Source organism: Stutzerimonas azotifigens (genome assembly GCF_013522725.1).
Lineage (GTDB): Bacteria > Pseudomonadota > Gammaproteobacteria > Pseudomonadales > Pseudomonadaceae > Stutzerimonas > Stutzerimonas azotifigens_A.
In genome coordinates, this window is sequence record NZ_JAAMRF010000002.1 from 195,262 (window position 1) to 222,071 (window position 26,810).

Genomic DNA, 26,810 nt, shown 5'->3' on the forward strand with positions numbered 1-26,810 from the left:
GTCATGTTCCTGTCGGATTCGCTGTTACCCCTGCTGGCTGCCGGAGCGCTGGCCTTCAGCGTGCTCACGTACGTGATACTCGACGGCACCGACCTCGGGGTCGGCATCCTGTTCATGGCCAACCCGGGCGACGACGAGCGTCACGTGATGGCGATTTCCATCTTGCCGATCTGGGACGGCAACGAGACCTGGCTGGTACTGGGTGGCGGCGGACTGATCGCGATGTTTCCCGCCGTCTACAGCATTTTTTTCACCGCCACCTATATCCCCTTGTTCGTGATGCTGCTGGCATTGATCTTCCGCGGCGTGGCGTTGGAGTATCGCGACGGTGCATCAAGCGCGCGTCGGCGACGCCTGTATGACCTGGCCTTCATCGCAGGTTCGACGCTGGCGACCTTCGCACAAGGTGTGCTGGCCGGCGCGCTGTTGCAGGGCATTCCCCATGATGGCAGCCAATACAGCGGCAACGGCTGGGATTGGCTCAGCGGCTTTTCGCTGTTCTGCGGTCTGGCACTGGTGGCCGGCTACGCGCTGCTTGGCGCGTGCTGGCTGGTCTGGCGAACCGAGGGCGAACTACAGGCCAAGGCGCGGCGACAGGCACGGTGGCTCGGCCTGATGACGCTGCTACTGGCGGGAGCCGCCATCTACTGGAGCGGGCTTGTGCAACCGGTTCTGTGGGAACGCTGGGGCGATCTGCCCTTGCTGACCGCCTGGCTCGGGCTGCTCGCGCTACTGGCGCTCGGCTTCTGGAAGTGGCTGGATAGCCGCCACGATTTTCTGCCCCTGTTCATGGTGCTGGGTGCGGTCGTGGTCGCCTTCGCGGGCCTGCTCGCCAGTCTCCACCCGACCATCATTCCGCCTTCGCTGACCCTGGCGGAGGGTGCGTCGCCCGCGTCCAGCCTGGGTTTCATGCTGATCGGCTTTGCCGTCCTGATTCCCTTCACGCTGGCCTACAGCACCTACGGGTTCTGGGTCTTTCGCGGCAAGGTTCATCCGCGTGGAGAGGGATAGTCCAGCTGAGCGGGCGGTCACCTGCTGGCATCCAGGCTTTTAGCGCGTTAACGTTATCACCTGATCAACCGGAGCCCGACCATGGCCGAATCCTGCGATGAGCTGCTGCTGGACAACCAGCTGTGCTTTGCCCTCTATTCCACCTCGCTGATGATGACCAAGGTGTACAAGCCGCTCTTGCAGAAAGTCGGGCTGACCTATCCGCAATACCTGGCGATGCTGGTGCTGTGGGAGAGCGACGGCATTACTGTCGGCGAGCTCAGCGCCCGACTGCTCACCGATCCGGGTTCGGTGACCCCGCTGCTCAAACGTCTCGAAGCCATGGAGCTGATAACCCGTACCCGCAGCAGTAGCGACGAACGTGTCGTCCAGTTGCGGGTGACCGAAGCGGGGTGGGACGTGCAGAAGGAGGCCAAGGCGTTTCCCCAGTGCATCCTCACGTCCAGCGGCATGAGCCCCGCCGCGCTCACCGAACTCAAGCACGAGCTGGTAGAGCTGCGCCGGCATCTGCACGCCTCGCTGTAGTCCTCCACGGCCTCGCGGCATCCCACCTACGACGCCTGACCCAGGCGGCCGAAAGCTCGCGGTCAAGACTAGGCGTTCCCGACCGCTCCACACACGCTGGTAGATCCGTGGGCGCGGTCTTGACGCGAAGGACCCCGTCAGGTGTTCCGCCCTGTAACCCCCGGCATTCGTGGTTTATGCCGTTTTCATGCTGGGCGCGAACCAAAGATTCTAACGAAATGGTTTGCGTGCAAAACAAATGAGCACTAATGTTCTTTTCAGGGAACAAGTTAGTGCGCAAGAAGTTGTCGAGCCAGTTAATGACAGCGCCTGCTTCCTCCTGATGGCAACCACCGGTAGCCCAACCCTGAAAGAGGAAAGACAGATGAAACGCATCGCCTTATTTGCCCTCGTCATCGCTGCCAGCACAGCGGCCCATGCCACTCCCAATGAAAGTGGCCGCCAATTGCAGGCGCCTTACCCCACCTGGCTGACGACCCACCAGGGCTGAGCCCTGTCATGCACCCAACTCACTTAGAAAGGAAACTCACCATGTCGATCGAAAACGTTCTCTACCGCACATCCGCTGAAGCGACCGGCGGCCGTGACGGCCGTGCCATCTCCTCCGACGGCGTCCTCGACGTGCGCCTGACCACACCCAAGGAGCTTGGCGGCGCGGGCGGGCAGGGCACCAATCCCGAACAGCTGTTCGCCGCTGGTTACTCGGCCTGCTTTCTCGGTGCGCTGAAATTCGTCGCCGCCCGCGACAAGCACAAGCTGTCGCCTGAGGCCTGGGTCGAAGGCTTCGTCGGCATCGGCGCCATACCCACCGGCTTCGGCATCGAGGTCGAGCTGAAAATCACCCTTCCGGGCATGGATCGCGAAGAGGCGCGTCAGCTGATCGAGAAGGCGCACATCGTCTGCCCTTACTCGAACGCCACCCGCGGCAACATCGACGTCACCCTGACCCTGGCCTGACCGGCTCGACAGAGGAGGAACTCCCATGAACATCAAGCAGACCCTTTCACTCGCCGTCCTCTCGCTGTCGGCCGGCGCCGTGCTCGCCGCCGGTAGTCCCGGCGTCGAAAGCCAGACCCAGGCCTTTCTCGAGGCGTTGGAAAACGGTGACGGCAAGCCGATCGAGCAGTTGTCGCCCAAGGATGCCCGTGCCGTACTGAGCGGTGCCCAGGCCGGCGCCGAGCTGCCGGAGGCAGACGTCAGCGAACGCACCATCAAGGTGGACGGCCAGTCGATCCGGCTGAACATCGTTCGCCCCTCCGGCGCCAAGGGCGAGCTGCCGGTCTTCATGTTCTTCCATGGCGGCGGCTGGGTGCTGGGCGATTTCCCGACCCACGAACGGCTGATACGCGACCTGGTGGTGTCGTCCGGTGCGGCGGCGGTTTATGTGGACTACACGCCGTCGCCCGAGGCGAAGTACCCGACCGCGATCAACCAGGCCTACGCCGCCACGCGGTGGGTGGCCGAGCATGGACGGGAGATCCAGGTCGACGGCAAGCGCCTGGCCGTTGCCGGAAACAGCGTCGGCGGCAACATGGCGGCCGTGGTCAGCCTGATGGCGAAAGACAAGGGCACCCCGGCGATCCGCTTCCAGGCGTTGCTCTGGCCGGTGACCGATGCGGGCTTCGAAACCGCCTCGTACAAGCAGTTCGCCGAGGGCCATTTCCTGACGCGCAACATGATGACCTGGTTCTGGGACAACTACACCACCGACCCGAAGCAGCGCGCCGAGGTCTACGCCTCGCCGCTGCGGGCGGATGTCGAACGGTTGCGCGGCTTGCCGCCGGCCCTGGTGCAGACGGCGGAGTTCGACGTGCTGCGTGACGAGGGCGAGGCTTATGCGCGCAAGCTCGACGCGGCGGGGGTTGCGGTGGTGGCGACGCGTTACAACGGCATGATCCACGACTTTGGGCTGCTCAATGCCCTGAGCCAGGTGCCGGGAACGCGGGCTGCCGTCGGGCAGGCAGGCAACGCGCTGAAAACCCACCTGCAGTAAGCCTGTGCAACGCACCGACCCCGACCGCCTCCAGGCGGCCGGGGTTTCTGCACAAATGTTCCAGAAGCTGCGGAAGGTGCTCGGTATGATGTCGTGTCAGGCGCATCACTCATGGGGCCATCATGGGCAGCCACCGCTGGATCACCCTCAACCAGGATGCCGAAACCGGTATCGAGACGATCCGTGCCCATTTCCAGGGCCACGCCTACGATCCCCACTGGCACGACAGCTACCTGATCGGCTTCACCGAACAGGGCGTCCAGCAGTTTCACTGCCGCAAGGTGCTGCACAGCGCAACGCCGGGGCAGGTCTTTCTGCTCGAACCCGGAGAGCTGCACGACGGGCATGCGCCGACGGAGGACGGCTTCACCTATTCGATGCTCTATCTCGATGCCCAATGGCTGGAACGCGAGCTGCGCAGCCTGCACGACGATGCGCCGGGCAACTGCCAGCCGCGGTTCGCCAGCACGCTGACCGAGGAGCCCGAGCTGATCGCGCGCATCGCGGACGCCTATCGGGCGCTGCAGGGCAGCGAGATGCGAATGGTCCGCCAGGCCGCGCTCGACGGCCTGCTCAGCAAGCTCGCGGCGCACCTGCAGTGGCGCCCGCGCATCGACCATGACCCGCGCCTGCCGCTGGTGGCGCTGCGCGCCCGCGATTACCTGCATGCGCATCTGGAACAGGACATCGGTCTGGACCACTTGGCGCAGGCCTGCGGGGTCGATCGCTTTCGCCTGTCTCGGGCGTTCAAGGTCGCGTTCGGCCTGGCGCCGCATGCCTACCTGGTGCAGCTGCGCCTGTCCCGCGCGCGTCAGTTGCTGGCCATGGGATGGGCACCGGCCAGCGTCGCGACCTCGCTCGGTTTCGCCGACCAGAGCCACCTGGGGCGCTGGTTCCGGCGTGCTTATGGCCTGACCCCGGCGCACTACCGCACGCGCTGCTCGAATCTTCCAGACGCCTGAGCGCGACCGCTCGACAATTGGCTTCCGACCTTCCTATCGGAGCCACCATGTCCACTACGTCATCGTCACGGCTGCCGCGATGAGCCAATTGCTGCCGTTCGTCCTGTTCGCCTTCGTCGCGTCCATCACCCCCGGTCCCACCAACCTGCTGGTGCTCAGCAACAGTGCGCGTTACGGGTTATGGCGCGCCTTGCCGATCGTGCTGGGGGCTTGTACCGGCGCGGCTGGCATCGTCCTGCTGGTCGGCCTGGGTATCGGCCAGTGGCTGCTCGGCCATCCCGGCCTGCAGCGCGCCATGGCCTGGCTCGGGGTGGCCTGGCTCAGCTACCTGGCCTGGCAGATCTTTCGCAGCGAGGCGCAGCCGATCGAGAAAGACGGCCTGGAGCCGGTGCGGCGTCTCGGGCTGGTCGGCGGCGCTGGCTTGCAGCTGGTCAATCCAAAGACCTGGATGATGGCGATGGCGGTGGTGAGCCTGTTCGCCGGAGCCGATGCCAGCGCCGCACGTTACGCCCTGTTCGCTCTGGTGTTTTTCCTGGTGGCGCTGCCTTGCCTGGGCGTCTGGGCGCTGCTGGGCATCGGTGCGACCCGGCTGCTGCGCTCGGCGCGCGCGCTCAAGCGCTTCAACCAGCTGATGGCATTGCTGCTGCTCGGGTCGGCCTGGGCCAGCCTGCTCGGCTGAACGGCTGCCGCCCGGCTGGGATTCTCGTAGAATGCCGCTCCGTCTTGCGGCTGGCATCGATCATGGTTCAGCGTCCCGTCCTCAGTTTGCAGCTGTTTCTGCCGGTTACCTTCGTGGTGCTCTGGAGCACCGGTTTCATCGGCGCCAAGTTCGGCTTGCCCTATGTCGAGCCGCTGACCTTCAACGTGGTGCGGTTCATTCTCGTCGTGTTGCTGATGACGCCCATCGCGCTGCTGACCCGCGCGCCCTGGCCGGCCACGCCACGCGCGGCGATGCATATCGCGGTCACCGGTCTGCTGGTGCACGGCGGCTATCTGGGCGGCGTGTTCACCGCCATCGACCGTGGCCTGCCGGCCGGGCCGACGGCCCTGGTGGTCGGCCTGCAGCCGCTGCTCACCGCGCTGCTGGCCGGTCTGCTGTTGGGCGAGCAGGTCACCCGCCGGCAGTGGTTCGGGCTGGGGCTGGGTCTGGGCGGCGTGCTGCTGGTGCTGGGCAGCAAGCTCGAACTCGACGGTGTCACCTTAGAGGTGCTGCTGCACTGGGTCTGGCCGGCGCTGTTCGCGCTGTGCAGCATCACCCTGGGCACGCTCTACCAGAAGCGCTTCTGCCCGGCGTTCGATCTGCGTAGCGGCTCTGTAATCCAGTTCCTGCCGTGCGTGCTGGTGCTCGGCGCGGTGGCCTTGCTCACCGAGACCCGGGAGATCCAGTGGAACGGCGAGTTCGTCTTCGCGCTGCTGTGGTTGGTGCTGGTGCTGTCGATCGGGGCCATCACGCTGTTGAACAAGATGATCAGCCAGGGCAGTGCGGTGAAGGTGGCCAGCCTGTTCTACCTCACGCCGCCGACCACCGCGCTGATCGCCTGGCTGCTGTTCGGCGAGGTGCTGGCGCCCCTGGCCATCGTCGGCATGCTGCTCTCGGCGACCGGGGTGTGGCTGGCCCGTCGCTGACGCTGCGAGCTTAGCCGTTCGGCGCGTCGATCAGGTCGCGCCACTCGGGGTGCCGCTCGACGTAGGCATTGACGAAGGCGCAGAGCGGCACCAGCCGTTTTCCGGATCGACGTACGTCCTCCAGCGCCTCTTTCACCAGCCGGGCGCCGAGGCCTCGGCCTTCGAGGTCCTGGTCCACTTCGGTGTGGGTGAACAGGCGCTGTTCGCCCTGCTCGGTGTACTCGGCGTGGCCGCGCACCGCGCCGTCCACTTCGAGCACGTAACGGCTTTGCCCGGCGTCATGTCTGACCTTCACGTCTTCGCTCATCGGATACTCCATCGAGGGTGGCCTTCACTATTAGGTAGGAGTCGCGCATGGCGAGCAGGTTCGGCCGGCGCGCCGAGGGGCGTCGGGTCAGAACGACTTGATCATGCGCCCCAGCAGCGCCATGGCGTTCTCGCTGCGCTGATCCCAGGTGTGCCCATGGTTGAGCCGGGCGCAATTGCGAAAACGCTGGGTGGCCGAGAAGATCGGTCCGGGGGCGAGACTGATGCCCTGGGCCAGGGCCATGTGCAGCAATTGCAGCGAGTCGACCGGCTCGGGGAACTCGAACCAGAGGAAATAGCCGCCGCAAGGGCGGGTCACCCGCGTGCAGGCCGGAAAGTGGCGTGCGGCGGAGGCGAGCATCGCGCCCTGCTGCATTTCCAGCGTGTGGCGCAGCTTGCGCAGATGGCGATCGTAACCGCCGTGCTGCAGGTAGTCGGCGATGGCCGCCTGGGCCGGCACCGACGGGGAGATGGTGGTCATCAGCTTCAGGCGACTGACCTGCTCGGCGAAGCGCCCGGCCGCTACCCAGCCGACCCGATAACCGGGCGCCAGACTCTTGGAGAAGGAGCCGCAGTGCATCACCAGCCCCTGGCGATCGCGGCTCTTGACCGGCTTGGGCGGCTCCCGGGTGAAATACAGCTCGGCGTAGACGTCGTCTTCGATCAGCGGCACCTGATGTCGCTCGATCAGGTGGTAGAGCGCGTCCTTCTTCGCCTCGCCCATGCTCGCGCCGAGCGGGTTCTGCAGGCTGCTCATGAACCAGCAGGCCTTGATCGGCAGGCGCTGCAGGCTGTCGGCCAGCACGTCGAGATCGATGCCTTCGCGCGGGTGCACCGGGATTTCCACGGCCTTGAGCTTGAGCCGCTCGAGGACCTGGAGCGTGGCGTAGAAGGCGGGCGCCTCGATTGCCACCAGGTCGCCCGGTTCGGTGACGGCCTGCAGACAGAGGTTGAGCGCCTCCATGGCGCCGTTGGTGATGACCAGCTCCTCCAGCGGCAGCATCACGCCGCTGACCATGTAGCGCAGGGCGATCTGTCGGCGCAGATCGGGGTTGCCCGCGGTCATCTCCGCGATCACCGCGCCGGCCGGCATGTCGCGCACGGCGTGGGCCATGGAACGGGCCAGCCGGGCAAGGGGAAACAGGTCCGGGCTGGGAAAGGCAGAGCCGAAGGGCACGGTGCCCGGATCTCTCAAGGAAGCCAGGACCGAAAACACCAGTTCGCTGACGCCGACGTCGGTGGTCTCGCCGGCACGAGCGCTGATGTCGGGCTCGTTGAGCGGGCGTTTGGCATGCTCGCGCACGAAGTAGCCGGAGCGGGCGCGTGCCTGGATCAGGCCTCGGTCTTCCAGCAGGTAATAGGCCTGGAAGACCGTCGAGGGGCTGACGCCGTAGGTTCTGCTGGCATGGCGCACCGAGGGGATCTTCTCGCCGCCCTTGAGTACGCCGCTGCGGATCAGCTCGGCGATTTCATCCGCGAATTTTTCGTAGCGCTTCATCCTGTCCTGGCCTGGCACGTAGGGCACCGGACAGTCTACTGACCCCGTCATCACAAAGGCACTTCCCGAGCGTGCGGTGCAACGGCCGCCCTGTCGGCGGCCATCGCTCAACGGTTGGCCGGGGCCACGAAGGTGCTCGGGCTGCTGATGCGGCTTGCTGGATCGTGCAGGTCTTCGAGGTTGAACTGGATGCGGCTGGCGGTCTGGCCGCTCTCCCGCAGGCGCGCCACGCTGATGGGCAGGTCAACGATCTCGCCGGCGGCCAGGGCGATTTCCTGCCGGCCTCTGAGCGCGTAATTCTCGCCCGAAACCGAAACCCGGTACTGGCGCGGCTGCTGCGTCTTGTTGATGAGCTTGAGGCTGTACATGTTCTCGATCTGGCCGGCGGTGTTCTCGCGGAAGAGGGTGCGATCCCGGGTGACGTCCAGCGACAGCAGTGGCCGCGCCTCGAGCGCCCAGGCGAAGGCGCCGAGCATCGCCAGCAGGGCCACGGCGTAACCGACCAGGCGCGGGCGCCACAGGCGTGTCCTGCCGCCTTCGAGCGCCCGTTCGGAGGTGTAGCGCACCAGGCCACGTGCATAGCCCATCCGGTCCATCACCGAGTCGCAGGCATCGACACAGGCGCCACAGCTCAGGCAGTCGAGTTGCAGGCCGTCGCGGATGTCGATGCCGGTGGGGCAGACCTGCACGCAGATGCTGCAGTCGACGCAGTCACCCAGCCCCTGGGCGGCGGGGTCGCTGTCCTTGCGGCGCGGACCGCGGTTCTCGCCACGTGCCGCGTCGTAGGAAATGATCAGCGTGTCGGGGTCGAACATCACGCTCTGAAAGCGCGAGTAGGGGCACATGTGCACGCAGACCTTCTCGCGCAGCCAGCCGGCGTTGAGGTAGGTGGCGGCGGTGAAAAAGAACAGCCAGAACGCCGTTTGCGCATCGAGACTGAAGCTGAACAGCTCGACCACCAAGGCCCGTACAGGGGTGAAGTAACCTACGAAAGCGATGGCAGTGGCCAGGCTCACCGCCAGCCAGAGGCTGTGCTTGGCCGATCGGCGCAGCAGTTTGCCGAGGCTCCAGGGAGCGGCGTCGAGTTTGATCCGCGCGAGCCGGTCACCCTCGGTGACCTTTTCGGCCCACATGAAGATCCAGGTCCAGGTGCTCTGCGGGCAGGCGTAACCGCACCAGGCGCGGCCGGCCAGCACGGTGATGAAGAACAGGCCGAACGCGGCGATGATCAGTAGCGCCGAGAGCAGGATGAAGTCCTGCGGCCAGAAGGTTGCGCCGAAGATGTAGAACTGCCGCTTGCCCAAGTCCCAGAGCACCGCCTGGCGGCCCTCGACGTTCAGCCAGGCCGTGCCGAAGAACAACAGAAACAGCAGGGCGCCGATGACGAGGCGAAGGGTGCGGATCGTGCCGGTGAAGCTGCGGGTATGGATCGGGCCGCCGCTGCGGGCGGGCGTCAGGCGTACGGGTCGGCTGGAATCGAGGGAGTCGATGAGGGTGGCGGGAATTCGTTCGGTCATGGCGCGCGGCCCCTTGGACTGTTCAGGCCGGCGCATCATCCCTGCCGATCTGTATTGGTAACAGCCTCAGCTGAACGATAAAAAAGCGGATCAGAACGACGGCGGCGATGCTGCTATCAGAACAGGCCAGACGCAGCCTTGATCCGGATCAGCCCGGCAGAGGGTGCAATCCTTCTGATATGGTTTTGCGCGTCACATCTGCGTCTGTTTTACGGCGCCGCCGTTGGGCGATAGTCCTCCGCTTGGCGCGCGCGTCGTGGGATGCGCCTAAGACGCCTGGCCACGACCGGTGGTATACGGTCGCTCGGCCGACGAACCGCGTCCGTTCCGAACGATGTCTTGGAGACCCCTGATGATTTTGAAAGGCCTGACCTGGCTGGTCCTGCTGCAGCTGCTGGGCAGCGTGCTGAACCTGTTGCTGCTGCCGGCGTTGCCCGGGCCGATCATCGGCATGGCGCTGCTGTTCGGCTGGTTGCTGCTGCGCCGTGGTATTCCGCAGCCGCTGGAGCAGACCGCGGGCGTCCTGCTGCAGTACCTGCCGTTGCTGCTGGTGGTGCCGGCGACCGGGATCATGGTCAGCGGCGATGCGTTGCTCGGCGATCTGCCGGCGATCGCGGCGGGACTGGTGGTCTCGCTGCTGGTCACCGTGCCGTTCTGCGGATGGCTGATGCAGCGTCTGGCGCAGCGCATGGATGCAGCCGGAGCGGAGAAGGACGCATGAGCGGGCTGGATTGGTACGCCGTTTGGGTCCTGGTGCGCGAGCACCCCATGTTTCCGGTTGGCCTGACGCTGGTCGCCTTCCAGCTGGCACTGCTGGTGTACCGGCGCAGCGGCTGGCTGGTGCTGCAGCCGGTACTGGTAGCCATGCTGCTGGTGGTCGCCGCGCTGCACCTCAGCGGTCTGGACTACACCCGCTATCGCGAAGGCGCGTCGCCGATTGCACTGCTGCTCGGGCCGGCCACGGTGGCGCTGGCCGTGCCCCTGTATCGCCACCTCAAGCGCATCCGCCAGTTGTTCTGGCCGATCCTGCTGACCCTCGTCGCGGGCGGCGTGCTGGGGGTGGCGATCACCCTCGGCGTCGCCTGGCTGCTGGGCGCCGAACTGACCGTGCTGATGAGCCTGGCGCCGAAGTCGGCAACCATGCCGATCGCCATGCTGGTGGCCGAACAGCTGGGCGGCATCGCGGCGCTGGCGGCGGTGTTCGTGATGCTGACCGGGGTGATCGGAACGGCGTTCGGGCCGCTGCTGCTGCGCTGGGCCGGCGTCGACAACCCCGCCGCGCGCGGCTTGAGTTATGGCATCAACGCCCACGCCATCGGCACCGCGCGGGCGCTGGAGGAGGGGGACGAATGCGGCGCCTTCGCCGCCCTCGGCATGAGCCTGCTGGGCGTGATGATCGCCCTGACCCTGCCGCCGATGCTCTGAGCCCTCAGCGAATGCCCAGACGCTTGGCCAGCCGGATCAGGTGGGCTGAGTCCACGCCGCCGTTGCAGCACCGCGCGCGGTGGATGTGGGCGCGCGCTGTTGCAGCTGGCCGCGCTCGCGCGCGGGGTGGTCGCTGTTCAGCGTCCTCGCGCTATGGCTGTCGGGTTTGCTGTTCGTGGCGTCCTACGGACCCTGGCTCTGCAACCCCCGGTCGACGGGCATCCAGGTTAGCTGGCTCAGCGCGAGGCCTTGAGCAACTCGCGCGCCTCGCCCAGCACTTGCAGCGACTGAGTGTGGTCACCGGCCTTGTGAAGTTCCTCACCTTGGGCGCGCAGCTGCTGCACCTGCTCGAGGATTGCCGGGTCGCTGGGCGGATTGTCCTTGAGCTGCTGGTCGATCTCGGCCATGTCGGCCGGGCAGTGCATCGCCCACAACGGAGCACTGAGGAGGGTGGCGGCGATAAAGGCGATTGCGCGGTGCATGGCGGATCTCCCGTGAGTGGTCCATCGAGTATAGGAAGCGCTGTGATTCCTGCTCAGTGGATGTTGCGTAAAACACCGCACCGGTTCAGGCGGCGCCGCCCATGAACTTCTCGACGGCGTCGCACAGCGTTTCGCCTTCGCGGCAAGGCGGCTGGCCCCAGCGCTTCAGCGAGGCCTCCAGCTGGATCGCCTGGGCTATCTCGTGTCGGCTCTCGAGGGCTCGCACCAGGGCGCCGGCCGAATGCTGGCCCTGCCCGAGCAGGCTCATGCCGTTGGTCATCACCGCGAGCGCGGCGACGGCGAAGAAATGGGGTGAAAGAGGCATCGCTGATGTTCCTGGGCTACGGCGGACGCGTTCCTGGCCGGTTGCGTCGCTCCGGTTGTGACGAGCCCAGATGATCGGCCGGCGCGCCGCGCCAGAGAACCGAATGCGCGAGATGGTGGATATCGAGCGCGCTGATGGGAAGCGCCGCGGTACCGGTCGTGCGCCGATTCAGGCACAGTTGCACACCGGGAAAATCATGGAGCGGGTCGATGGAGCTGGCGTTCTGTATCGCGGTGTTCGTGCTGGCCGGGGTGGTCAAGGGTGTGGTGGGTATGGGCCTGCCCACGGTGGCCATCGGCATGCTGGTGCTGGTGATGAGCCCGGCGCAGGCGTCGGCCTTGCTGCTGGCGCCATCGATGGCGACCAACCTCTGGCAGCTGTGGGCGGGGCCTGCGCTGCGCCCCCTGCTGGTACGGCTATGGCCGATGATGGTCGCGGTAACCATCGGTACGCTGATTACCACGCGCTGGATGGTCGGTTCGGGCAGCCCCTGGGTGTCGGCGGCCCTGGGCGCGACCTTGATCCTCTACGCCATCATCGGGCTGAAGGCGGTCCGCCTCAGGTTGCCGTCACGCGGCGAGCGGGGCGTCTCGATAGCCGTCGGCTTCGTCACCGGACTGGTCACAGGCCTGACCGGAGTGTTCGTCATCCCGGCGGTGCCGTACCTGCAGACCCTTGGGCTGGACAAGGAGAGCCTGATCCAGGCGCTCGGCCTGTCGTTCACCGTCTCGACCCTGGCGCTGGGCCTCGGACTGCTGCTGCACGGCGGCACCCAGGCGATCGACTTTGGCGCCTCGGCGATGCTGGTGCTCCCCGCATTGCTTGGCCTCGCGCTGGGGCAGTGGGTCCGCCAGCGGTTGAGTGAGGCGGTATTTCGCAAGGCGTTCTTCATCGGCCTGTTGCTGCTCGGCATCCAGTCGCTGGTGCGGGCGTTTCTCTGATCAGGGTCAGTCGTGCGGCTTGTGGTAGGTGCTCGGATGCCAGTAGTCGCGCAGGAAGAGCAGCTGCGGGCCTTCCCAGCCCTGCGCGCGCAGGTGCCAGGCGATCAGGATGTTCATGATGCCGTGCCCCATCAGCAGCACGCTTCCGTACTCCTGGGCCAGTTCGATCAGTCGGTTGGCCGCCTGCCTGGCGCGTTCGCTGGATTGGCCGATCGATTCCGTGTGACTTGAGAAGCCCAGAAACCAGGCGGCGCGGAACAGGGTTCGCCAGACTCTGACCGGCAGGCGCGGGTAGTCGAGGTCGGGGTAGGGTAGGTGGGCCTCGGCGAAGACCCTGTCGTTGACGCACTGCGGCTCGCCCACAAGATGATGCGTCGATTGCCGGCATCTCGACAAAGAACTGCTGACGACGGTCCCGGCGTTGTCGGCGAGCTGCTGCAACGCTGCCGGCAGCGGTTTTTCGATGATGTCTGCCTGGTTGTAGCCTTCGATCCAGGTCTTCATCTCACGCGGTGTGCACCAGCTCGCGCCAGCATGGTCGGGCTCGCCGTGGCGCACCAAAATGATCTGCATGAACGCACTCCGATTGCGAAACGGCCGCACCAGTGCGGCGGCCAGGCAATCGATAGGACCTCATCGAACCGTGGAGGTGCGTCATCCGCGTGCTAGACGTATCAGCGCCCCTGGGCGAGTGGCTGGCGCTCGGCGCTGCGTCGTCTGGGTAACGCTTCGCCAGCATCGAGCTCGGACGGGCGAGCCTGGCGCCAGGCATCCAGCCCCCTGGGTTCCGGCGCATTGCGGGCACACTGGGCGATCAACCGTTGCAATCTGCTCATCACAGCCTCCTGTTCGCCGCGGTTCGGCAGGAACAGGCTAAGCGCTGGGACATGACCAAAGCGTGTCAGCGCCAGTGTGCGCGACGAGTGGCGAAGTCCGGTTTTGCTGCTGGGACGGGGTTAGGGCCGCCAGAGCTGCGGCCCTGGTTGAACTACGGCTGGGTCATGATTTCCTGGTAGCGACTTTGGAACTGCTCGTAACTCAGGTTCTGCTGGCGCAGGTCATACAGTTGCTGCGCTTTGGTCGGCGAACCGTCTTCGCGCAGAACCGGCATGGCGTTTCGTCCGAGCCCGGCCGCTCCGTTCGGAAAGAGCTGGTCGGTGAGTTCGGCGATCTTGGTTTCGGCATCGATGAACTTGTCCAGCCGGCCGCCTCCGGAGCGCGAGTCATACAGCGCCTGGCCTACCTGGCGACCCTTGTTGAAGACCCGGATATCGGCGTACTTCATGTACAGGGCGAGGTCCCAGCCCCACTTTCCGATGTAGGTGGTGGACAGCTCGCAGGTCCGGGGACTGGTGTTGGGCTTCAACTCCCGTACGGTGAAGCCCTTGCTCTGCAGCAACGACTTGTAGGTGGTGTTGAAGCCCTCGCGCAGCCCCTCGGCGGGAATCGCACAGATCTCGGCAGGCAGATCGGCGGCCAGTTCGGCCGGCGTCACGGTTTGCTTGATGCTGCAGCCGCTGAGGATCACGGCGGCGGTCAGGAGTGCTGTCGTTTTGTACATCGGAACGGTCCTTGTAATTAACTCATGAGTAGCTGCTAGGCCATCGTTCGCCCGAGGCCGAACGGTGGCGCGCAACCATAGCGCATGGCTACAGGTTGCCCCAGAGGCGTTTTGCATGCGGCCATGTTCCATCTGGTGCCATCCTCGCAGGTCCCTTGCGATACAGCACGAGTCGATAGCAGGCCAGACAGATCAGCCAGTCGAACAGCAGTGTCCAAAGATTGTGCGAAAGAAAATGTGCGCCCTGAGCCATTCGACTTAACGAAAAAACCGTGCCGAGTGCCAGTGCTCCGACGAGGGCTGCCTTGGCCAGGCGAGGTTTCCGGTCGCGCAGGACGAAGAATAGTGCCAATAGCGAGAAGCCGGCCGAAGCATGACCGCCAGGCCAGCAGCGGCCGGGTTTGTCTGTCGCAGGATGAACTCCGAACAGCGGTGCGTAAGCCTGATCTCCGCCGAACTCGTTCAGGCTCCATGGGCACTGTACGCCGGTCAGCGCTTTGAGCGGCGTGACGATGCTGGTCGACAGCCCCAACGCCAACACCAAGTAGCCCAGCGGCCGACGCCAACGGCGTAATGGTGTCGGCAACAGACTGGCAACGAAGCCCGCGATGGCCAGTACGCCGATCACGATGACCAATTGCTTGGCGCGGTCATGCAGCACGTCTTCCAGGAAGCTGCTGTCGCGGCCAATGAAGCTCCGCTGCGGATCGTAAAGCATATGAGCCAGGGCGAAGTCCACTCCGATGGGGTCGATTACCAGCATCAGCACGCCGAAAATCAACGGCAGGCCAAACCAAAGGCGGAAGTCGAAGGGTCGGGACGGAATGGGTGATGGGCTGTTCACGGACGCTCCTTATCATTGTCCGACCGCGGTATCGTCTTCGGCGGCGGTTGGCGCATGCCAGGCCAGTAGACCATGGCCGAATGCGTAACTCGCGCCTTGGAAAAGCCCTATGTCGCGGCGCACCAGCGGGTCGCTGCGATCTGCCGCGTGTTCCTGGCTATGACCCAAGGCATCGTCGTGGAGGCGAATCGCCTGGCGGGGGCTGAGAATGGCCAAATCCTTACCGTCGTAGAAACCAAGGTGCTGGTAGGTACCAATCAGCGCGCGGCCCGGTGCCGGGTTGTCGAGTAGCAGGTTGCGGCCGAAGAAGGTCGAGGTGTAGTCCAGGTTCAGCAGCCCGAGCAGGGTGGGGGCAATGTCGATCTGGCTGGCGAGGGTGTCGATTTCCCGAGGCGCGACGTGCTTGGGCGAATAGACGAAAAGCGGGATGTGATAGTTGGCAACCGGCAGATCCTCCTTGCCGGCGCTGCCTGCACAGTGGTCGGCGACGAAGATGAACAGAGTGTCGTCGAACCATGGCTTATTGCGAGCCTTGGAGAGAAAGTCACCGATCGCCCAGTCGGTGTATTTGACCGCGCCCTCGCGACCCCGACCTGAAGGTATGTCGATGCGACCGTCCGGGTAGGTATATGGACGGTGGTTGGAAGTGGTCATCAGTTGCAGCAGGATCGGTTTTCCGGCGGCGTGATCGGCATCGGCGAGCGCGAGCGTCTGATTGAACAGGTCTTCGTCGGACATGCCCCAGGCATTGGTGAACCGGATGTCGCGCTCGGCCACGCTGCTCTGGTCGACGATGCGGTAGCCGTTACCGCTGAAGAAAGCGTTCATGTTGTCGAAGTAACCACGTCCGCCATAGACGAAGACGCTGTCGTAGCCGCGGCTCGACATCTGTTGGCCGAGGCTGGCGTAGCCGGTTTCCCGTCCGATACGCTTGACGATCGAGCGGCCCGGTGTAGGCGGCACCGACAGAGTGATGGCCTCCAGGCCTCGGTCGGTGCGGGTACCGGTGGCATAGACGTTGCTGAAGAACAGGCTCTGGCGGCGCAGCTCGTCAAGGTTTGGCGTTAGGCCTCGGTTGTCGCCGAAACTGCCCAGGTACTTGGCACTGAGGCTTTCGACGGTCACCAGCACTACGTTGAGCTGGCGAGTCTGTCCTGGGTTGTCGATATGCCGGCGGATATCCAGCGCGTCGTGGTCCATGAATCGGGCGTTGGGCTCGGCCAGTTCCTGGCGCAGCATCGCACCGACTTCCGCTTCGGGCAGGGTGGCGTAGAACTGTGGGTAATCCAGTTCGTTGTTGCGGAAGGCGGCGAAGAACTGATACGGCCCGTTTGCAGCCAGCTCTCGCTGGTAGGCGTTGCCGCCCAGACCACGCGGTGCGTCCTGTCCAAGCATGCCCAGGCACAGCCCGAATAGGGCGATGGACGCGGCGGCCAAGGCTCCTCGGCTCCGCCAGCTAGCCAGCGGTGTGGCTAATGCCGCCTCGGTAAATGGATGCAACAGCACTGCACCGGCTGCGGCAATGGTGGCTAGCGCGGCCAATAGCGGATAGATCGGATAGGACTCGAGGATGTTGTTGAGTACCTCGTCGGAATAGACGAGGTAGTCGACCGCGATGAAGTTGAAGCGTACGCCGAACTCATCCCAGAACAGCCACTCGGCTACCGCCGTAAAGATCATCGCGAACAGGCTCACCGCGACCAGCGCATGCATAAGGCGGCGATGATTCCGGCGGCGCCATAGCCAGGCGGGGCACAGCAACAGGTAGAGTGCCAGCGGTAGCGCGGCGTAGCAGAGAAAACCCAGGTCATAGACCAACCCGATGCCGAACAGGCGCGGCAGGTCACCGGGCCCGATGGCGGCATCGCTCAGGTGTGTGAGCAGAAGCACGCTGCGGGTCAGGGTAAAAACGCCGAGCCAAGTCGACAGGAGTAGGAGCAGAAAGCGGGTTTGAGCAACTCGAAGGCGGGGCATCGTCAGTCCTCCTTGAAATGGATGGCCGCGAGTCTGCCGAGGGCCTTGTCAGTGGCTCGTCAAGGCAATGTGAAAAATACGTCAATCGACGAGGCGAACATTTTTCTTCATGCTGAGCAGTCCGGTCGGGGCCATGCCGTCCCTTCGCTACGAGACTCTGGTGAGGAGTGCGCATGCGCATACTGGTTATCGAAGACAACCGCGACATCCTTGCTAACGTGCTCGACTACCTGCAGCTCAAAGGCTATGGCGTCGACTGCGCTCAGGATGGATTGAGCGGCCTGCACCTGGCGGCAACCGAACACTACGACTTGATCGTGCTGGACATCATGCTGCCCGGAATCGACGGCTATCAGCTGTGCCGCAGGCTGCGAGAAGACGCCCGACGTGACACGCCGATAATCATGCTGACTGCCCGCGATACCCTTGACGACCGGCTGCTGGGGCTGAATGCAGGCGCCGACGACTATCTGGTCAAACCCTTCGCGCTCTCCGAACTGGTAGCCCGCATTGAAGCGGTGTTGCGTCGCAGCCAGGGCAACCGCAAACGCCAGCTGCAGGTAGGCGACCTGCGCTATGACCTCGATACCCTGCAAATTACCCGTGCCGGTCAGCCGCTTCGACTCAATCCGATCGGTCTCAAACTCCTGGCGCTGCTGATGCAGAGGAGCCCCGCAGTAGTTCGTCGCGAGGCCCTTGAAGAGGCTTTGTGGGGAGACGACAGCCCCGACAGCGACAGCTTGCGCAGCCACGTCCACCAGCTGCGTCAAGTGCTGGACAAGCCGTTCGATAAGCCGTTGCTACACACCATCCATGGCGTAGGCTTCCGTCTGGCGGAACTGTCCGATGCTGGCTAAGCAGCCGCTGTCGCGGCGCATCGTTATCGCCTTTACGCTGATGACATTGATAGTCAGCGGCGCTTTTGCGCTGAGCATCGTCGGCATCGTGCACTTCATCGAAGAGCACCTGGTTTCCGAAGAACTGGACCGGGAGCTGGATATTGTCATCCACCAGGACCTGCGCCACGGGCGAGCGCCTCGGGTGGACTCGCGCACCCGCTTTTTTGCCTCGAGCCTACCGCAATACACCATACCGGATCGGTTCGCCACGGTACCGGAAGGTTTCTCCGAAGTGGTCGATGGAGATCAGGCGTTCTATGTGTACACGCGCGATCTGGCTGGCAATCGCTACACGCTGGTCCAGGAGCAGCATGAGTTTGAATCTCGCGAGCAGATTTTGTTCGACGTAGTGCTGGCGGGCTTTCTGCTCAGCGTTGCCGTTGCCGCAGGGCTTGGTTGGCTGGTGGCGCGCAAGGTGATGGCGCCGGTTACGCGGCTGGCCTCTCAAGTACGTCACCGGGACCAGCTCCTTCCTCTGGCGCCGCCTCTTTCGCCGGAATACGCCGATGACGAGGTCGGTCACCTGGCCGCGGCGTTCGATTCCACGCTCGGGGATTTGCGTCGCTCCCTGGAGCGCGAGCGCCTGTTCACGAGCGACGTCAGTCATGAGTTGCGCACGCCTCTGATGGTGATCGCCAGCTCCTGCGAATTGCTGGAAGCCGGCCCGCTGAGTGCGCGCGAGCGCGAGCAGGTCGACCGTATCGGTCGAGCCGCCGAGGAGATGCGCGATCTTGTGCAGACTTTCTTGATCCTCGCCCGGGCTCGGGACGAAGGCTCAACCCAGGTCGGCAGTGCGACGCTGGCTAGCGTTGCCGACGAACAGGCCAGGCGCTGGGCGCCACTAATCGAAGCCAAGGGGCTGAAGTTCGAGCTGGTGCAAGAGGGACTTGACGAGGTGCGCCACAACCTCACCTTCCTGCGTACGGTGCTTTCTAACCTGTTGCGCAACGCCCTGCATTACACCAATTCGGGATGCGTGAGACTGGTGCTCGAGGCAGGCGGTTTCCGGGTAGAAGACACCGGTATGGGTATTCCGACGGGGGAGCAGGACCGCATGTTCCAGCCCTTCGTGCGCGGTGAACAGGCACGCGGGGAGGGGCTTGGACTTGGGCTCTCGCTGGTCAAGCGGATCTGCGCGTACCAAGGCTGGACCGTTGGCGTGGAGCCAGGCGCAAACGGTGGCAGCTGCTTCCGGGTACGCCTGGGTGCCGTTTGACGTTTTTTTCACATTCCCTTGACGGCGGCTTGATGCTGCGCTCGATAACTTGACGGCATCCCTCCAACGGAGCGCTGTCATGTCATCGTCCCAACCCATCGAACTGGATTTTTCCCGCAAGTACGACCGCAAGCACGCGCTGGCATATTACGACAAGCACCAGGACGGGCTCGCTCGGCGTCTCTCGCATTGGCGTGATGAGCAGGTGGCGCGCCGTGCGTTGAAGCTCGCCGGTGAGCCCGACCTGGTGCTCGATCTTCCCTGCGGTGCCGGCCGGTTCTGGCCGCTGTTGGCCGAGCAGCCGAACCGGGTGATCCTCGCCGCCGACAACTCCGACGACATGTTGGCCATCGCGCTGGATTCGCAGCCCGCCGAGGTGGTGGAGCGGGTCGAGGCGTTCCGTACGTCCGCGTTTGCCATCGATCTGCCGGACAACGCCGTGGACAACATCTTCTGCATGCGTCTGCTGCATCACGTGGCCGACAGCTCGCATCGCCTGGCCATGCTGCGCGAGTTCCATCGGGTCACGCGCGACAGCCTGATCGTCTCGCTCTGGGTGGATGGCAACTTCAAGGCCTGGAAACGCAGCCGACTCGAGCGTCGTCGCGCTGCCGAAGGGAGGTCGTCGCAAAATAAGAACCGGTTCGTCGTGCCCTCGGGGCGTATCGAGCAAGAGTTTCAAGCGGTTGGTTTCAAGGTTGTGGGAAGCCTGGATTTCCTTCCCGGCTACGCCATGTGGCGCACTTACGTACTGCGTAAGGAGGCCTGAACATGGCCCAGTTGATTGCAGCAGGCGCGCCGGCGCGGAGCACAGATGTCTTCGACCGTTGGTGGAGCCTGCAGGGCGCCTGGGTAGAGGCGCCGAACCAGCGTCGTGGCGGCGAAAGCGGGGTGCAGCGCGTCCAACTGCGGGGAAGCGGTGAGGTCCTCTATCTCAAGCGTCAACATGAGCACCTGTACCGCTCACTGACCAGGCCATTTGGCGCGCCAACGGCGCTGCGCGAACAGCGTGCGCTTCAGGCGCTTGAGACGCTTGGCGTGCGGGTGCCGCGCCTGGTCTATTGCGGGGCGCGCAAGGAGGCCGGCCACTGGCGCGCGCTGCTGATTACCGAAGCGCTCGAAGGCTTTATCGACCTTGACCAGTGGTACGCCGAGGGGATGCCCGAATACGTTGGCCCCGAAGCCCAGCAGGCCATGTTGCGCCAGCTCGGCGCGACCTTGGCCCGGCTGCACCGAGGCCGTTGGCAGCATGGTTGCCTTTACGGCAAGCACGTGTTCGTCAACGCGCGGTCGTTCGACCGCGACGGTGTGGTCGAGGTCGCGCTGCTGGATCTGGAAAAGAGTCGCCGTCGCGCCCGGGTATCGACGGCTTCGCGGCGTGATATCGAACAGCTGCAGCGACATCGTGATGGCATGCCTGACGCGGACTGGGCGTGCCTACTCGAGCATTATCGCTTCCATCTGGCGCGCGGTAGCCGGCCATGACCCCAGAGCCGGAGCTTGGCAACCATTGGCGCAAGGGGCGCGCCGGTTTTGGACGCATCCTCGATGCGGTGGGCTATTCCCTAGCCGGACTACACGCTGCCTACGTGGGTGAGGCAGCCTTTCGCCAGTTGCTGTGGCTCGCCGTGCTCCTGATCCCTATCGCATTCTGGCTGCATGTCAGCAGACTGGAGCGGGCGATGTTGATCGCCGTGGTGCTGCTGGCCTTGTTGGTAGAACTGCTCAATTCGGCCATCGAGGCGGTGGTGGATCGTATTTCCCTGACGCTGCATCCACTGTCGAAACAAGCCAAGGACATGGGCAGCGCGGCGCAGATGGTCGCGTTGGTGATCATCGCGGCGGTGTGGGGGCTGATCCTGCTATGAAACCCCGGAAACTACGGTCCATGCCGCTTATCATGGCGTTTTTACTGGGCGGATGCGCTGGCAGCCACAACGTAGCCGAGAGTAAACAGCCGGCACTCGCCGATGGGCATTCAGACGGTTGTCGCGGTGGTCGCCAGGCAGGTGGTGAAGGCAGGGCGTTCACCAGGGATGATTCTCGTGCGGAACGCGAGCCGCTTTACGCGCGGGGCTGGGACGAAGGCTATCTGGACTGCCAGTCCTCTGCCCAGCGCGTGCAATTGGATGAGCGGTTCGAGCTACTGAACGAGCAGCGCGACCGAGAGTGGAGGCACCACGTGGATCAGTCTATGGGGCGGGCTTTCCGCAGACGTTAGCTACATTCCCGGTCTAATCGGAGCATTCTCGGCGAAACAGCTGCCCAGGCATTGGAAGCATGGACTGAATCACATCTGGCTGCATCCGCAGGCCGAGCGATAGACTGTGCACGAACAGCGGTGCGCCCTGAATGTCCATGAGGTAGTGCCGTCCTCTCACGTTCCAAGAACCTCTATCGACGATGCGAATCCTTCTGGTTGAAGACGACCCGATCCTGGCCCTTACCGTTGCCTCCCAACTCACTGCTGAAGGGCACGAGGTGGCGGGTCCCGCCTACGATGTGGCCGAAGCCCTGATGCTTGCAGCTGGCCAGGAGGCCGATCTGGCCTTGGTGGATATCAACCTCGCCGGCTGCGACGAAGGCATCGGCCTGGCTCGGCAGCTGCGCGATCATCATGGGATCGCCTCGCTGTTCGTCAGCGGGCAGCTGATGGTGGCACGCGGCAGCGGCGATGCCGCGGTCGGCTTGTTGCGCAAACCCTATCGGCCCGACGACCTGAACCGCAGCGTCCTTATCGTCGAGGCGCTGCTGCAGGGGCGCGAACCCTCGGTGCCGTTGCCGGTGGCGCTGGAAATCTTCGACAGGCCGCAACCGGGCAGGACAGGGAAATGACGCAGATTGAAGGCATACCCGCGGGCCTGAATCCGGCAGACATGGGCGAGCGCGAGTTTCGCGAACTCGCCGACAACGCCCCGGTGATGATCTGGCGCTCGAGACCGGACAAGCTTTGCGACTGGTTCAACCGACCCTGGCAGGACTTTGCCGGCAAGAGCCAGGCGCAGCTGTTCGGCTACGGCTGGGCCGAGGACGTGCACCCGGACGATTTCGACCGCTGCGTGTCCATCTACCAGACCGCTTTCGATGCACGCGAACCCTTCACCATGCCGTATCGCCTCAAGCGTCACGACGGCGTCTACCGTTGGCTGCTCGACAACGGCGCGCCGTACTACCGCAACGGCACCTTTGCCGGTTACTTCGGCAGCTGTATCGACATCACCGAGCAACGCGACTTGGAAGATCACCAGCGCGTGCTGCTGGCCGAACTCAATCACCGCGTCAAGAACAACCTGCAGCTGATCATCGCCTTCCTCCAGCTCTCCAAGAACCAGGCGCTGGGCGACGAGGCGAAAACCTTGTTGCAGGCCGCCATCAGCCGCGTTCATGGCGTCGGAGCTGTGCAGGAAGAGCTGCACCGCAACAGCAGCGGCACGGTTGATCTGGGCGATTACCTACCGAATCTGACGCGCGCGATCATCAGCGCCGAAAGCGGCGGGACGGCGATGCTGACCGCACAGACCCAGTCGGTTCCGGTCTCGTTCCAACTGGCCTCGAACCTGGGGTTGATCGTCAATGAGCTGGTCATCAACGCGATCAAGCACGGCAACGCCGACGAGGTGCGCCTGCAGGTGCGTCGGCTCGATGAGACCAATGCCGAGGTCTCGCTGAGCGACGCCGGTCGCGGTTTCGGTGATGCGCTACCAGAGACAGGGACGAGTGCAGGTGATCGTGGTCAGGCGCTGATGGCTGCGCTGGCGCGCCGCTGCGGCGCCCGGCTGACACGTGAGAACCGTGACGGTGCCCAGGTTACCTTGATCTTTCCCATCGCCTAGCGGCGGCGCTTTTCGGCAATCCAGATGGTGTGGCGGGTGCCCTTGTTGCCGTGGGCGTAGACCTGCACGTCGCGGGCCGCGAAGCCGGCCTTGGCGAGCCGTTCGGTGAACGCCCGATCGGCGCTGGCCGACCACACCGCCAGTATGCCGCCGGGTCGCAGCGCCCCCGCACAGCTGTTCAGCCCCGCCAGCGAATAGAGCCAGCTGTTGCTCTTCTGCGTCAGCCCCTCCGGGCCGTTGTCGACATCCAGCATGATTGCGTCGAAGCCGCCTTTCTCACGCTGCAGCAGCGCTGCTACATCTTCATTGACGATCCGGGTGCGCGGGTCCAGCACCGGCTTGCCGGCTTTTTCACCCAGCGGGCCGTGGTTCCAGGCAATCACCCCGGGCACCAGTTCGGCGACCACCACTTCGGCATCGCCGCCCAGCTCCGCAAGCGCCGCGGCAAGGGTGAAGCCCATTCCCAGCCCGCCGATCAGCACTCGGGCACCGGGGCGCGAAGCGATCTGGCTGCAGGGAATCCGCGCCAGCGCATCTTCCGAGCCATGCATGCGCGTATTCATCAACTGGTTGCCGTCGCCACCACGGATCTTGATGACGAAATCCTCGCCGTACTCGAACAGGCACAGGGCGCCGTCGGTCTCGGGAATCGGGGCGGTGTCGAGCAATACGAAGCGTTTCATCGGTGGGACTCGGGTCGGATAGGAAGGGCTGAGCACAGAGTGACGTCTCGGGTGGCCTCATTGTAGAGCCATTGCACGCTCAAGGGATTGTCGCCACGCTAACCTCCTCGTTCCCTGGGAGGTAGGCGACATCCATGTATCACGGTGAAAAACTCAATGCCTGGACGCATCTGGTCGGCGCCGCGCTGGCCTTTATCGGCGCTGTCTGGCTGCTGATCCTGGCAGCCCTCGACGGCTCGCCCTGGAAGATCGTCAGCGTCGCCATTTACGGCGTGACGCTGGTCGCGCTCTACACCGTGTCGACCGTCTACCACAGCGTGCGCGGCCGGGCGAAACGCATCATGCAGAAGGTCGATCACCTGTCGATCTACCTGATGATCGCCGGAAGCTACACCCCATTCTGCCTGGTCACTCTGCGCGGCCCCTGGGGCTGGTGGCTGTTCGGGATCGTCTGGGGGCTGGCGCTGGTGGGCATGCTGCAGGAAATCAAACCCCGTTCGGAAGCGCGGGTGCTTTCGGTGGTCATCTACGCGGTGATGGGCTGGATCGTCCTGGTCGCAGTCAAGCCGCTGCTGGCCGCGCTCGGCGCCGCCGGTTTCGCCTGGCTGGTGGGCGGCGGCGTGCTCTACACCCTGGGCATCGTCTTCTTCGCCTTCGACCAGCGCTTTCGCCACTGGCACGGCATCTGGCACCTGTTCGTCATCGGCGGCAGCCTGCTGCACTACGTGGCGATCGCGTTCTACGTGCTCTGAGGGTTCCTGACAGTATCCAAACGCATCCGTGTGGGCCCGTGGGCGCGGTCTTGACCGCGAAAGCGATGGCGGTTGCAGGATATCGGTGGCGTATTCTTCGCGGGCGAGTCCCGCTCCCACAGGGGATCGCGCCCCCGTGAATGACCTCGCGGTTTCGGACGCGCGAACGAAACGTCCGGGGCCATACACGATCACAAGGGTATCGCTGCGGTCGGTTGCGCCCCATCGAATACAGTGGCGATCAGACGGGAGGACGTGCCATGCGATTGAAGCAGACGCCACGCGGGTTCATCCCGCCGTACATTCTCAGCCACATCATCGAGCACGGTTCGGAGCGGCAGCGCTCCTGCGCGCTGGGGACGCTCAGCCATGTCCAGGCCCTGCAGCGAAACCCTGGTCCGCCGCTGCATCGGCCGATGCAGAGCGCGCTGCCGGAGCGTTCCCAGCCGGGCCAGCCAAGGCGCAGCATCCACGACGCCGAGGGGCAGATGCGGCTGCCCGGCAGGCTAAGCCGCATCGAAGGGCAGGGCGCTACCGGCGACGCGGCGGTGGACGAGGCCTACGACGCGTTGGGCGCGACCTACGAGTTCTTCTGGCAGGTGTACGGTCGCCATTCGATCGACGGGCGCGGGTTTCCGCTGATCGGCACGGTTCACTATGGCGAGCGCTACGAGAATGCGTTCTGGAACGGTGAACAGATGGTCTTCGGCGATGGCGACGGCGAGGTGTTCCAGCGCTTCACCCGTTCGCTGGACGTAATTGCCCACGAACTCGCTCACGGCGTCACCGAGACCGAGGCGGGGCTGGTGTACTACAACCAGTCCGGCGCGCTGAACGAGTCGGTGTCCGATGTCTTCGGCGTGCTGACCAAGCAGTACGTGCTTCGGCAGGCGGCGCAGGAGGCGGACTGGCTGGTGGGGGCCGATCTGCTCACCGAGCGTATCAAGGGGCGTGCGTTGCGCTCGATGGCAGAACCGGGCAGCGCCTATGACGATCCGCTGTTGGGCAAGGACCCGCAGCCGGGGCACATGCGCGACTTCATCGATACCCGCGACGACAACGGCGGCGTGCACCTCAACTCCGGCATTCCCAACCGCGCGTTCTATCTCGCGGCCAGCGCCATCGGCGGATACGCCTGGGAGAAGGCCGGGCAGGTCTGGTACGACACGCTGTGCGACCGTGAGCTTCGCAACGATGCGGACTTCAGCGCTTTCGCCGCGTTGACGGTGGCCCATGCCGAGCGGCGCTTTGGCGCACAATCGGGCGAAGCACAGTCGGTTGCGAAAGCCTGGGCGGACGTCGGCGTAGATCTGAGTTGAAGGAGGCGTGATGAAACGATTGCCAGATCTGGGACAGGACACGGTGGTGCGGCTTTCGCGCCAAGGTGGCTTCGCCGCGATGTCGATGCTCAGCCGCCCGCGGGAGATCGATTTCGCCCAGTGCGATCCCGGGCAGCGTGGGCAGATCTGCTCGCTGCTCGAGGGCTGCCTGCCGCTGTCCACGCCCCAGGCAGGCCAGGGCGACCAGCGCTACTACAAGGTGGAACTGCGCTACCGGAGCGAGGATGCCGACGACGAGCTGGTGTTGCAGATCCCCGAGGAGCGCGCCCCCGGGGACCTGGTGCGGCTGTGGGACAAGGGCCAGCTGGACACTTAGCGCCGCTGGCCCTTCGGCCTTAAAACTCCTGAACGGTCGGACGCAGAACCACTTCGTTGATGTCCACATCTGCCGGCTGCTCGATGGCGTAGGCGATGGCCCGCGCGACCGAGTCTGCCGATATCGCCTGCTTGTAGAACTCGACGACGTTCTTCGCGCTGGCGTCGTGGGAGCTGCCGTACTTGAGTTCCGAATCCACCGCGCCGGGGGAGATGATGGTAGTGCGTACCGCGCCGCCGAGTTCATGGCGAAGCCCTTCGGTGATGGCGCGCACCGCATATTTGGTACCGCTGTAAACAGTGCCGCCGGGGCTGAACACCTTGATGCCTGCCACCGAAGCGATGTTGATCAGGTGCCCTGCGTTCTGCCGTTCGAACACCGGCAGCACGGCCGCGACACCGTAGAGCAGGCCCTTGATGTTGATGTCGATCATCCGGTCCCATTCCTCGACCTTGGTCTCGCTCATCGGTGCGATGGCCATCAAGCCTGCGTTGTTGATCAGCACATCGACGCGACCGAAGCTGTCCAGTGCGCCCTGGATCAACGCCTGCACGTCGGCCTGACGGGTGACGTCGGTGGCATAGGCGACGGCCTTGCCGCCTGCTGCGGTCAACTCCTCCACCAGGGCATCGAGGCGTTCTTTGCGGCGAGCACCGAGTACGACGGTGGCGCCGAGGGACGAGAGATGCCGCGCAGTGCTTTCGCCCAGGCCGCTGCTGGCACCGGTGATGACCACGACCTTGCCTTCGATTCGATTGCTCATGAGCCGTTTTCCTTTCAT

Annotated in this window: 33 protein-coding genes; 21 read left to right on the forward strand and 12 right to left on the reverse strand. The window is 64.6% G+C overall.

All coding sequences use genetic code 11. The features are described 5' to 3' along the window. The first annotated feature begins 3 nt into the window (after positions 1 to 3). The 8 genes from cydB (at position 4) to G7026_RS03805 (ending at position 6,117) form a co-directional block, all read left to right on the forward strand. Positions 4 to 1,011 carry a cytochrome d ubiquinol oxidase subunit II gene (cydB, locus tag G7026_RS03770; protein WP_181069437.1) on the forward strand — a complete coding sequence of 336 codons (1,008 nt, stop codon included), beginning with the start codon at positions 4 to 6 and terminating at the stop codon, positions 1,009 to 1,011. An 81-nt stretch (positions 1,012 to 1,092) separates the two neighbouring features. Beyond that, positions 1,093 to 1,536, forward strand: coding sequence for a MarR family winged helix-turn-helix transcriptional regulator (locus tag G7026_RS03775; RefSeq protein ID WP_181069438.1), 444 nt, complete (start codon positions 1,093 to 1,095; stop codon positions 1,534 to 1,536). Between the two features lie 223 nt (positions 1,537 to 1,759). Next, positions 1,760 to 2,026: a hypothetical protein gene (locus tag G7026_RS03780; protein WP_181069439.1), complete on the forward strand. Its 267-nt coding sequence runs from the start codon at positions 1,760 to 1,762 to the stop codon at positions 2,024 to 2,026. Between the two features lie 41 nt (positions 2,027 to 2,067). After that, on the forward strand, positions 2,068 to 2,493 hold the full coding sequence (locus tag G7026_RS03785; protein ID WP_181069440.1) for an organic hydroperoxide resistance protein: 426 nt from the start codon (positions 2,068 to 2,070) through the stop codon (positions 2,491 to 2,493). A gap of 25 nt (positions 2,494 to 2,518) precedes the next feature. Further along, a complete protein-coding gene (locus G7026_RS03790) occupies positions 2,519 to 3,529 on the forward strand; it encodes an alpha/beta hydrolase (RefSeq protein ID WP_181069441.1) in 1,011 nt (336 codons plus the stop codon). A gap of 122 nt (positions 3,530 to 3,651) precedes the next feature. After that, positions 3,652 to 4,491, forward strand: a complete 840-nt coding sequence (locus tag G7026_RS03795; RefSeq protein WP_181069442.1) for an AraC family transcriptional regulator — start codon at positions 3,652 to 3,654, stop codon at positions 4,489 to 4,491. Between the two features lie 79 nt (positions 4,492 to 4,570). Then, entirely contained in the window at positions 4,571 to 5,170 is a 600-nt protein-coding gene (locus tag G7026_RS03800; RefSeq protein ID WP_181069443.1) for a LysE family translocator, read from the forward strand. Positions 5,171 to 5,232: 62 nt separating this feature from the next. Further along, positions 5,233 to 6,117: a DMT family transporter gene (locus G7026_RS03805; protein WP_181069444.1), complete on the forward strand. Its 885-nt coding sequence runs from the start codon at positions 5,233 to 5,235 to the stop codon at positions 6,115 to 6,117. A 10-nt stretch (positions 6,118 to 6,127) separates the two neighbouring features. Here G7026_RS03805 and G7026_RS03810 read toward each other — a convergent pair whose 3' ends face one another. The 3 genes from G7026_RS03810 to ccoG all read right to left on the reverse strand — a co-directional run bounded on the left by G7026_RS03810 (position 6,128) and on the right by ccoG (position 9,438). Then, positions 6,128 to 6,424, reverse strand: coding sequence for a GNAT family N-acetyltransferase (locus G7026_RS03810; RefSeq protein ID WP_181069445.1), 297 nt, complete (start codon positions 6,422 to 6,424; stop codon positions 6,128 to 6,130). 87 nt (positions 6,425 to 6,511) lie between these two features. Next, positions 6,512 to 7,921: a GntR family transcriptional regulator MpaR gene (mapR, locus tag G7026_RS03815; protein ID WP_181069821.1), complete on the reverse strand. Its 1,410-nt coding sequence runs from the start codon at positions 7,919 to 7,921 to the stop codon at positions 6,512 to 6,514. A 107-nt stretch (positions 7,922 to 8,028) separates the two neighbouring features. Next, positions 8,029 to 9,438 (reverse strand): cytochrome c oxidase accessory protein CcoG, encoded by a 1,410-nt coding sequence (gene ccoG, locus G7026_RS03820; protein WP_181069446.1) that lies wholly within the window; start codon positions 9,436 to 9,438, stop codon positions 8,029 to 8,031. Positions 9,439 to 9,790: 352 nt separating this feature from the next. Here ccoG and G7026_RS03825 point away from each other — a divergent pair, with 352 nt between their 5' ends. Together G7026_RS03825 and G7026_RS03830 are read left to right on the forward strand one after the other, a co-directional pair. Further along, positions 9,791 to 10,159, forward strand: coding sequence for a CidA/LrgA family protein (locus G7026_RS03825; RefSeq protein ID WP_181069447.1), 369 nt, complete (start codon positions 9,791 to 9,793; stop codon positions 10,157 to 10,159). Then, complete coding sequence (locus G7026_RS03830; protein ID WP_181069448.1) at positions 10,156 to 10,863, forward strand: LrgB family protein; 708 nt, start codon at positions 10,156 to 10,158, stop codon at positions 10,861 to 10,863. Before G7026_RS03825 ends, G7026_RS03830 begins: the two co-directional genes overlap by 4 nt. 236 nt (positions 10,864 to 11,099) lie before the next feature. Here G7026_RS03830 and G7026_RS03835 read toward each other — a convergent pair whose 3' ends face one another. Next, on the reverse strand, positions 11,100 to 11,345 hold the full coding sequence (locus tag G7026_RS03835; RefSeq protein WP_181069449.1) for a hypothetical protein: 246 nt from the start codon (positions 11,343 to 11,345) through the stop codon (positions 11,100 to 11,102). An 85-nt stretch (positions 11,346 to 11,430) separates the two neighbouring features. Next, positions 11,431 to 11,670: a hypothetical protein gene (locus G7026_RS03840; RefSeq protein WP_181069450.1), complete on the reverse strand. Its 240-nt coding sequence runs from the start codon at positions 11,668 to 11,670 to the stop codon at positions 11,431 to 11,433. Positions 11,671 to 11,879: 209 nt separating this feature from the next. Here G7026_RS03840 and G7026_RS03845 point away from each other — a divergent pair, with 209 nt between their 5' ends. After that, on the forward strand, positions 11,880 to 12,611 hold the full coding sequence (locus tag G7026_RS03845; RefSeq protein ID WP_181069451.1) for a sulfite exporter TauE/SafE family protein: 732 nt from the start codon (positions 11,880 to 11,882) through the stop codon (positions 12,609 to 12,611). 6 nt (positions 12,612 to 12,617) lie between these two features. Here G7026_RS03845 and G7026_RS03850 read toward each other — a convergent pair whose 3' ends face one another. The 5 genes from G7026_RS03850 to G7026_RS03870 all read right to left on the reverse strand — a co-directional run bounded on the left by G7026_RS03850 (position 12,618) and on the right by G7026_RS03870 (position 16,990). Then, positions 12,618 to 13,184: a histidine phosphatase family protein gene (locus G7026_RS03850; RefSeq protein WP_181069452.1), complete on the reverse strand. Its 567-nt coding sequence runs from the start codon at positions 13,182 to 13,184 to the stop codon at positions 12,618 to 12,620. Between the two features lie 101 nt (positions 13,185 to 13,285). After that, the gene (locus tag G7026_RS03855; RefSeq protein WP_181069453.1) at positions 13,286 to 13,447 is read right to left on the reverse strand and encodes a hypothetical protein; all 162 of its coding nucleotides are present in this window, start codon (positions 13,445 to 13,447) and stop codon (positions 13,286 to 13,288) included. 152 nt (positions 13,448 to 13,599) lie between these two features. After that, a complete protein-coding gene (locus G7026_RS03860) occupies positions 13,600 to 14,172 on the reverse strand; it encodes an Sbal_3080 family lipoprotein (protein WP_181069454.1) in 573 nt (190 codons plus the stop codon). A gap of 88 nt (positions 14,173 to 14,260) precedes the next feature. After that, complete coding sequence (locus tag G7026_RS03865) at positions 14,261 to 14,998, reverse strand: phosphatase PAP2 family protein (RefSeq protein WP_181069822.1); 738 nt, start codon at positions 14,996 to 14,998, stop codon at positions 14,261 to 14,263. A gap of 30 nt (positions 14,999 to 15,028) precedes the next feature. Continuing rightward, entirely contained in the window at positions 15,029 to 16,990 is a 1,962-nt protein-coding gene (locus tag G7026_RS03870; RefSeq protein WP_181069455.1) for an LTA synthase family protein, read from the reverse strand. A gap of 173 nt (positions 16,991 to 17,163) precedes the next feature. On the opposite strand from G7026_RS03870, the gene G7026_RS03875 reads away from it, so the two are divergent. The 7 genes from G7026_RS03875 (at position 17,164) to G7026_RS03905 (ending at position 22,938) form a co-directional block, all read left to right on the forward strand. Beyond that, entirely contained in the window at positions 17,164 to 17,847 is a 684-nt protein-coding gene (locus G7026_RS03875; RefSeq protein ID WP_181069456.1) for a response regulator transcription factor, read from the forward strand. Continuing rightward, complete coding sequence (locus G7026_RS03880) at positions 17,837 to 19,105, forward strand: sensor histidine kinase (protein ID WP_181069457.1); 1,269 nt, start codon at positions 17,837 to 17,839, stop codon at positions 19,103 to 19,105. The genes G7026_RS03875 and G7026_RS03880 overlap by 11 nt, the downstream gene beginning before the upstream one ends. 79 nt (positions 19,106 to 19,184) lie before the next feature. Next, positions 19,185 to 19,874: a class I SAM-dependent methyltransferase gene (locus G7026_RS03885; protein WP_181069458.1), complete on the forward strand. Its 690-nt coding sequence runs from the start codon at positions 19,185 to 19,187 to the stop codon at positions 19,872 to 19,874. A 2-nt stretch (positions 19,875 to 19,876) separates the two neighbouring features. Further along, on the forward strand, positions 19,877 to 20,590 hold the full coding sequence (locus tag G7026_RS03890) for a lipopolysaccharide kinase InaA family protein (RefSeq protein WP_181069459.1): 714 nt from the start codon (positions 19,877 to 19,879) through the stop codon (positions 20,588 to 20,590). Further along, positions 20,587 to 20,973 carry a diacylglycerol kinase gene (locus G7026_RS03895; protein WP_181069460.1) on the forward strand — a complete coding sequence of 129 codons (387 nt, stop codon included), beginning with the start codon at positions 20,587 to 20,589 and terminating at the stop codon, positions 20,971 to 20,973. Before G7026_RS03890 ends, G7026_RS03895 begins: the two co-directional genes overlap by 4 nt. A gap of 535 nt (positions 20,974 to 21,508) precedes the next feature. Continuing rightward, entirely contained in the window at positions 21,509 to 21,940 is a 432-nt protein-coding gene (locus G7026_RS03900; RefSeq protein ID WP_181069461.1) for a response regulator, read from the forward strand. Beyond that, the gene (locus tag G7026_RS03905; protein ID WP_181069462.1) at positions 21,937 to 22,938 is read left to right on the forward strand and encodes a sensor histidine kinase; all 1,002 of its coding nucleotides are present in this window, start codon (positions 21,937 to 21,939) and stop codon (positions 22,936 to 22,938) included. Before G7026_RS03900 ends, G7026_RS03905 begins: the two co-directional genes overlap by 4 nt. Here G7026_RS03905 and G7026_RS03910 read toward each other — a convergent pair. Continuing rightward, a complete protein-coding gene (locus tag G7026_RS03910; protein ID WP_181069463.1) occupies positions 22,935 to 23,621 on the reverse strand; it encodes a spermidine synthase in 687 nt (228 codons plus the stop codon). The two genes, G7026_RS03905 and G7026_RS03910, sit on opposite strands and share 4 nt — an antisense overlap. Before the next feature lie 134 nt (positions 23,622 to 23,755). Between G7026_RS03910 and trhA the strand changes: the two genes are divergently transcribed. From trhA to G7026_RS03925, 3 genes are all read left to right on the forward strand, one after another. Continuing rightward, positions 23,756 to 24,373, forward strand: coding sequence for a PAQR family membrane homeostasis protein TrhA (gene trhA, locus G7026_RS03915; RefSeq protein ID WP_181069464.1), 618 nt, complete (start codon positions 23,756 to 23,758; stop codon positions 24,371 to 24,373). Positions 24,374 to 24,633: 260 nt separating this feature from the next. Then, on the forward strand, positions 24,634 to 25,692 hold the full coding sequence (locus G7026_RS03920) for a M4 family metallopeptidase (RefSeq protein ID WP_181069465.1): 1,059 nt from the start codon (positions 24,634 to 24,636) through the stop codon (positions 25,690 to 25,692). A gap of 10 nt (positions 25,693 to 25,702) precedes the next feature. After that, a complete protein-coding gene (locus G7026_RS03925) occupies positions 25,703 to 26,029 on the forward strand; it encodes a protealysin inhibitor emfourin (protein WP_181069466.1) in 327 nt (108 codons plus the stop codon). A gap of 19 nt (positions 26,030 to 26,048) precedes the next feature. On the opposite strand, the gene G7026_RS03930 is transcribed toward G7026_RS03925, so the two are convergent. After that, positions 26,049 to 26,792: an SDR family oxidoreductase gene (locus G7026_RS03930; RefSeq protein WP_181069467.1), complete on the reverse strand. Its 744-nt coding sequence runs from the start codon at positions 26,790 to 26,792 to the stop codon at positions 26,049 to 26,051. Positions 26,793 to 26,810: the final 18 nt, after the last annotated feature.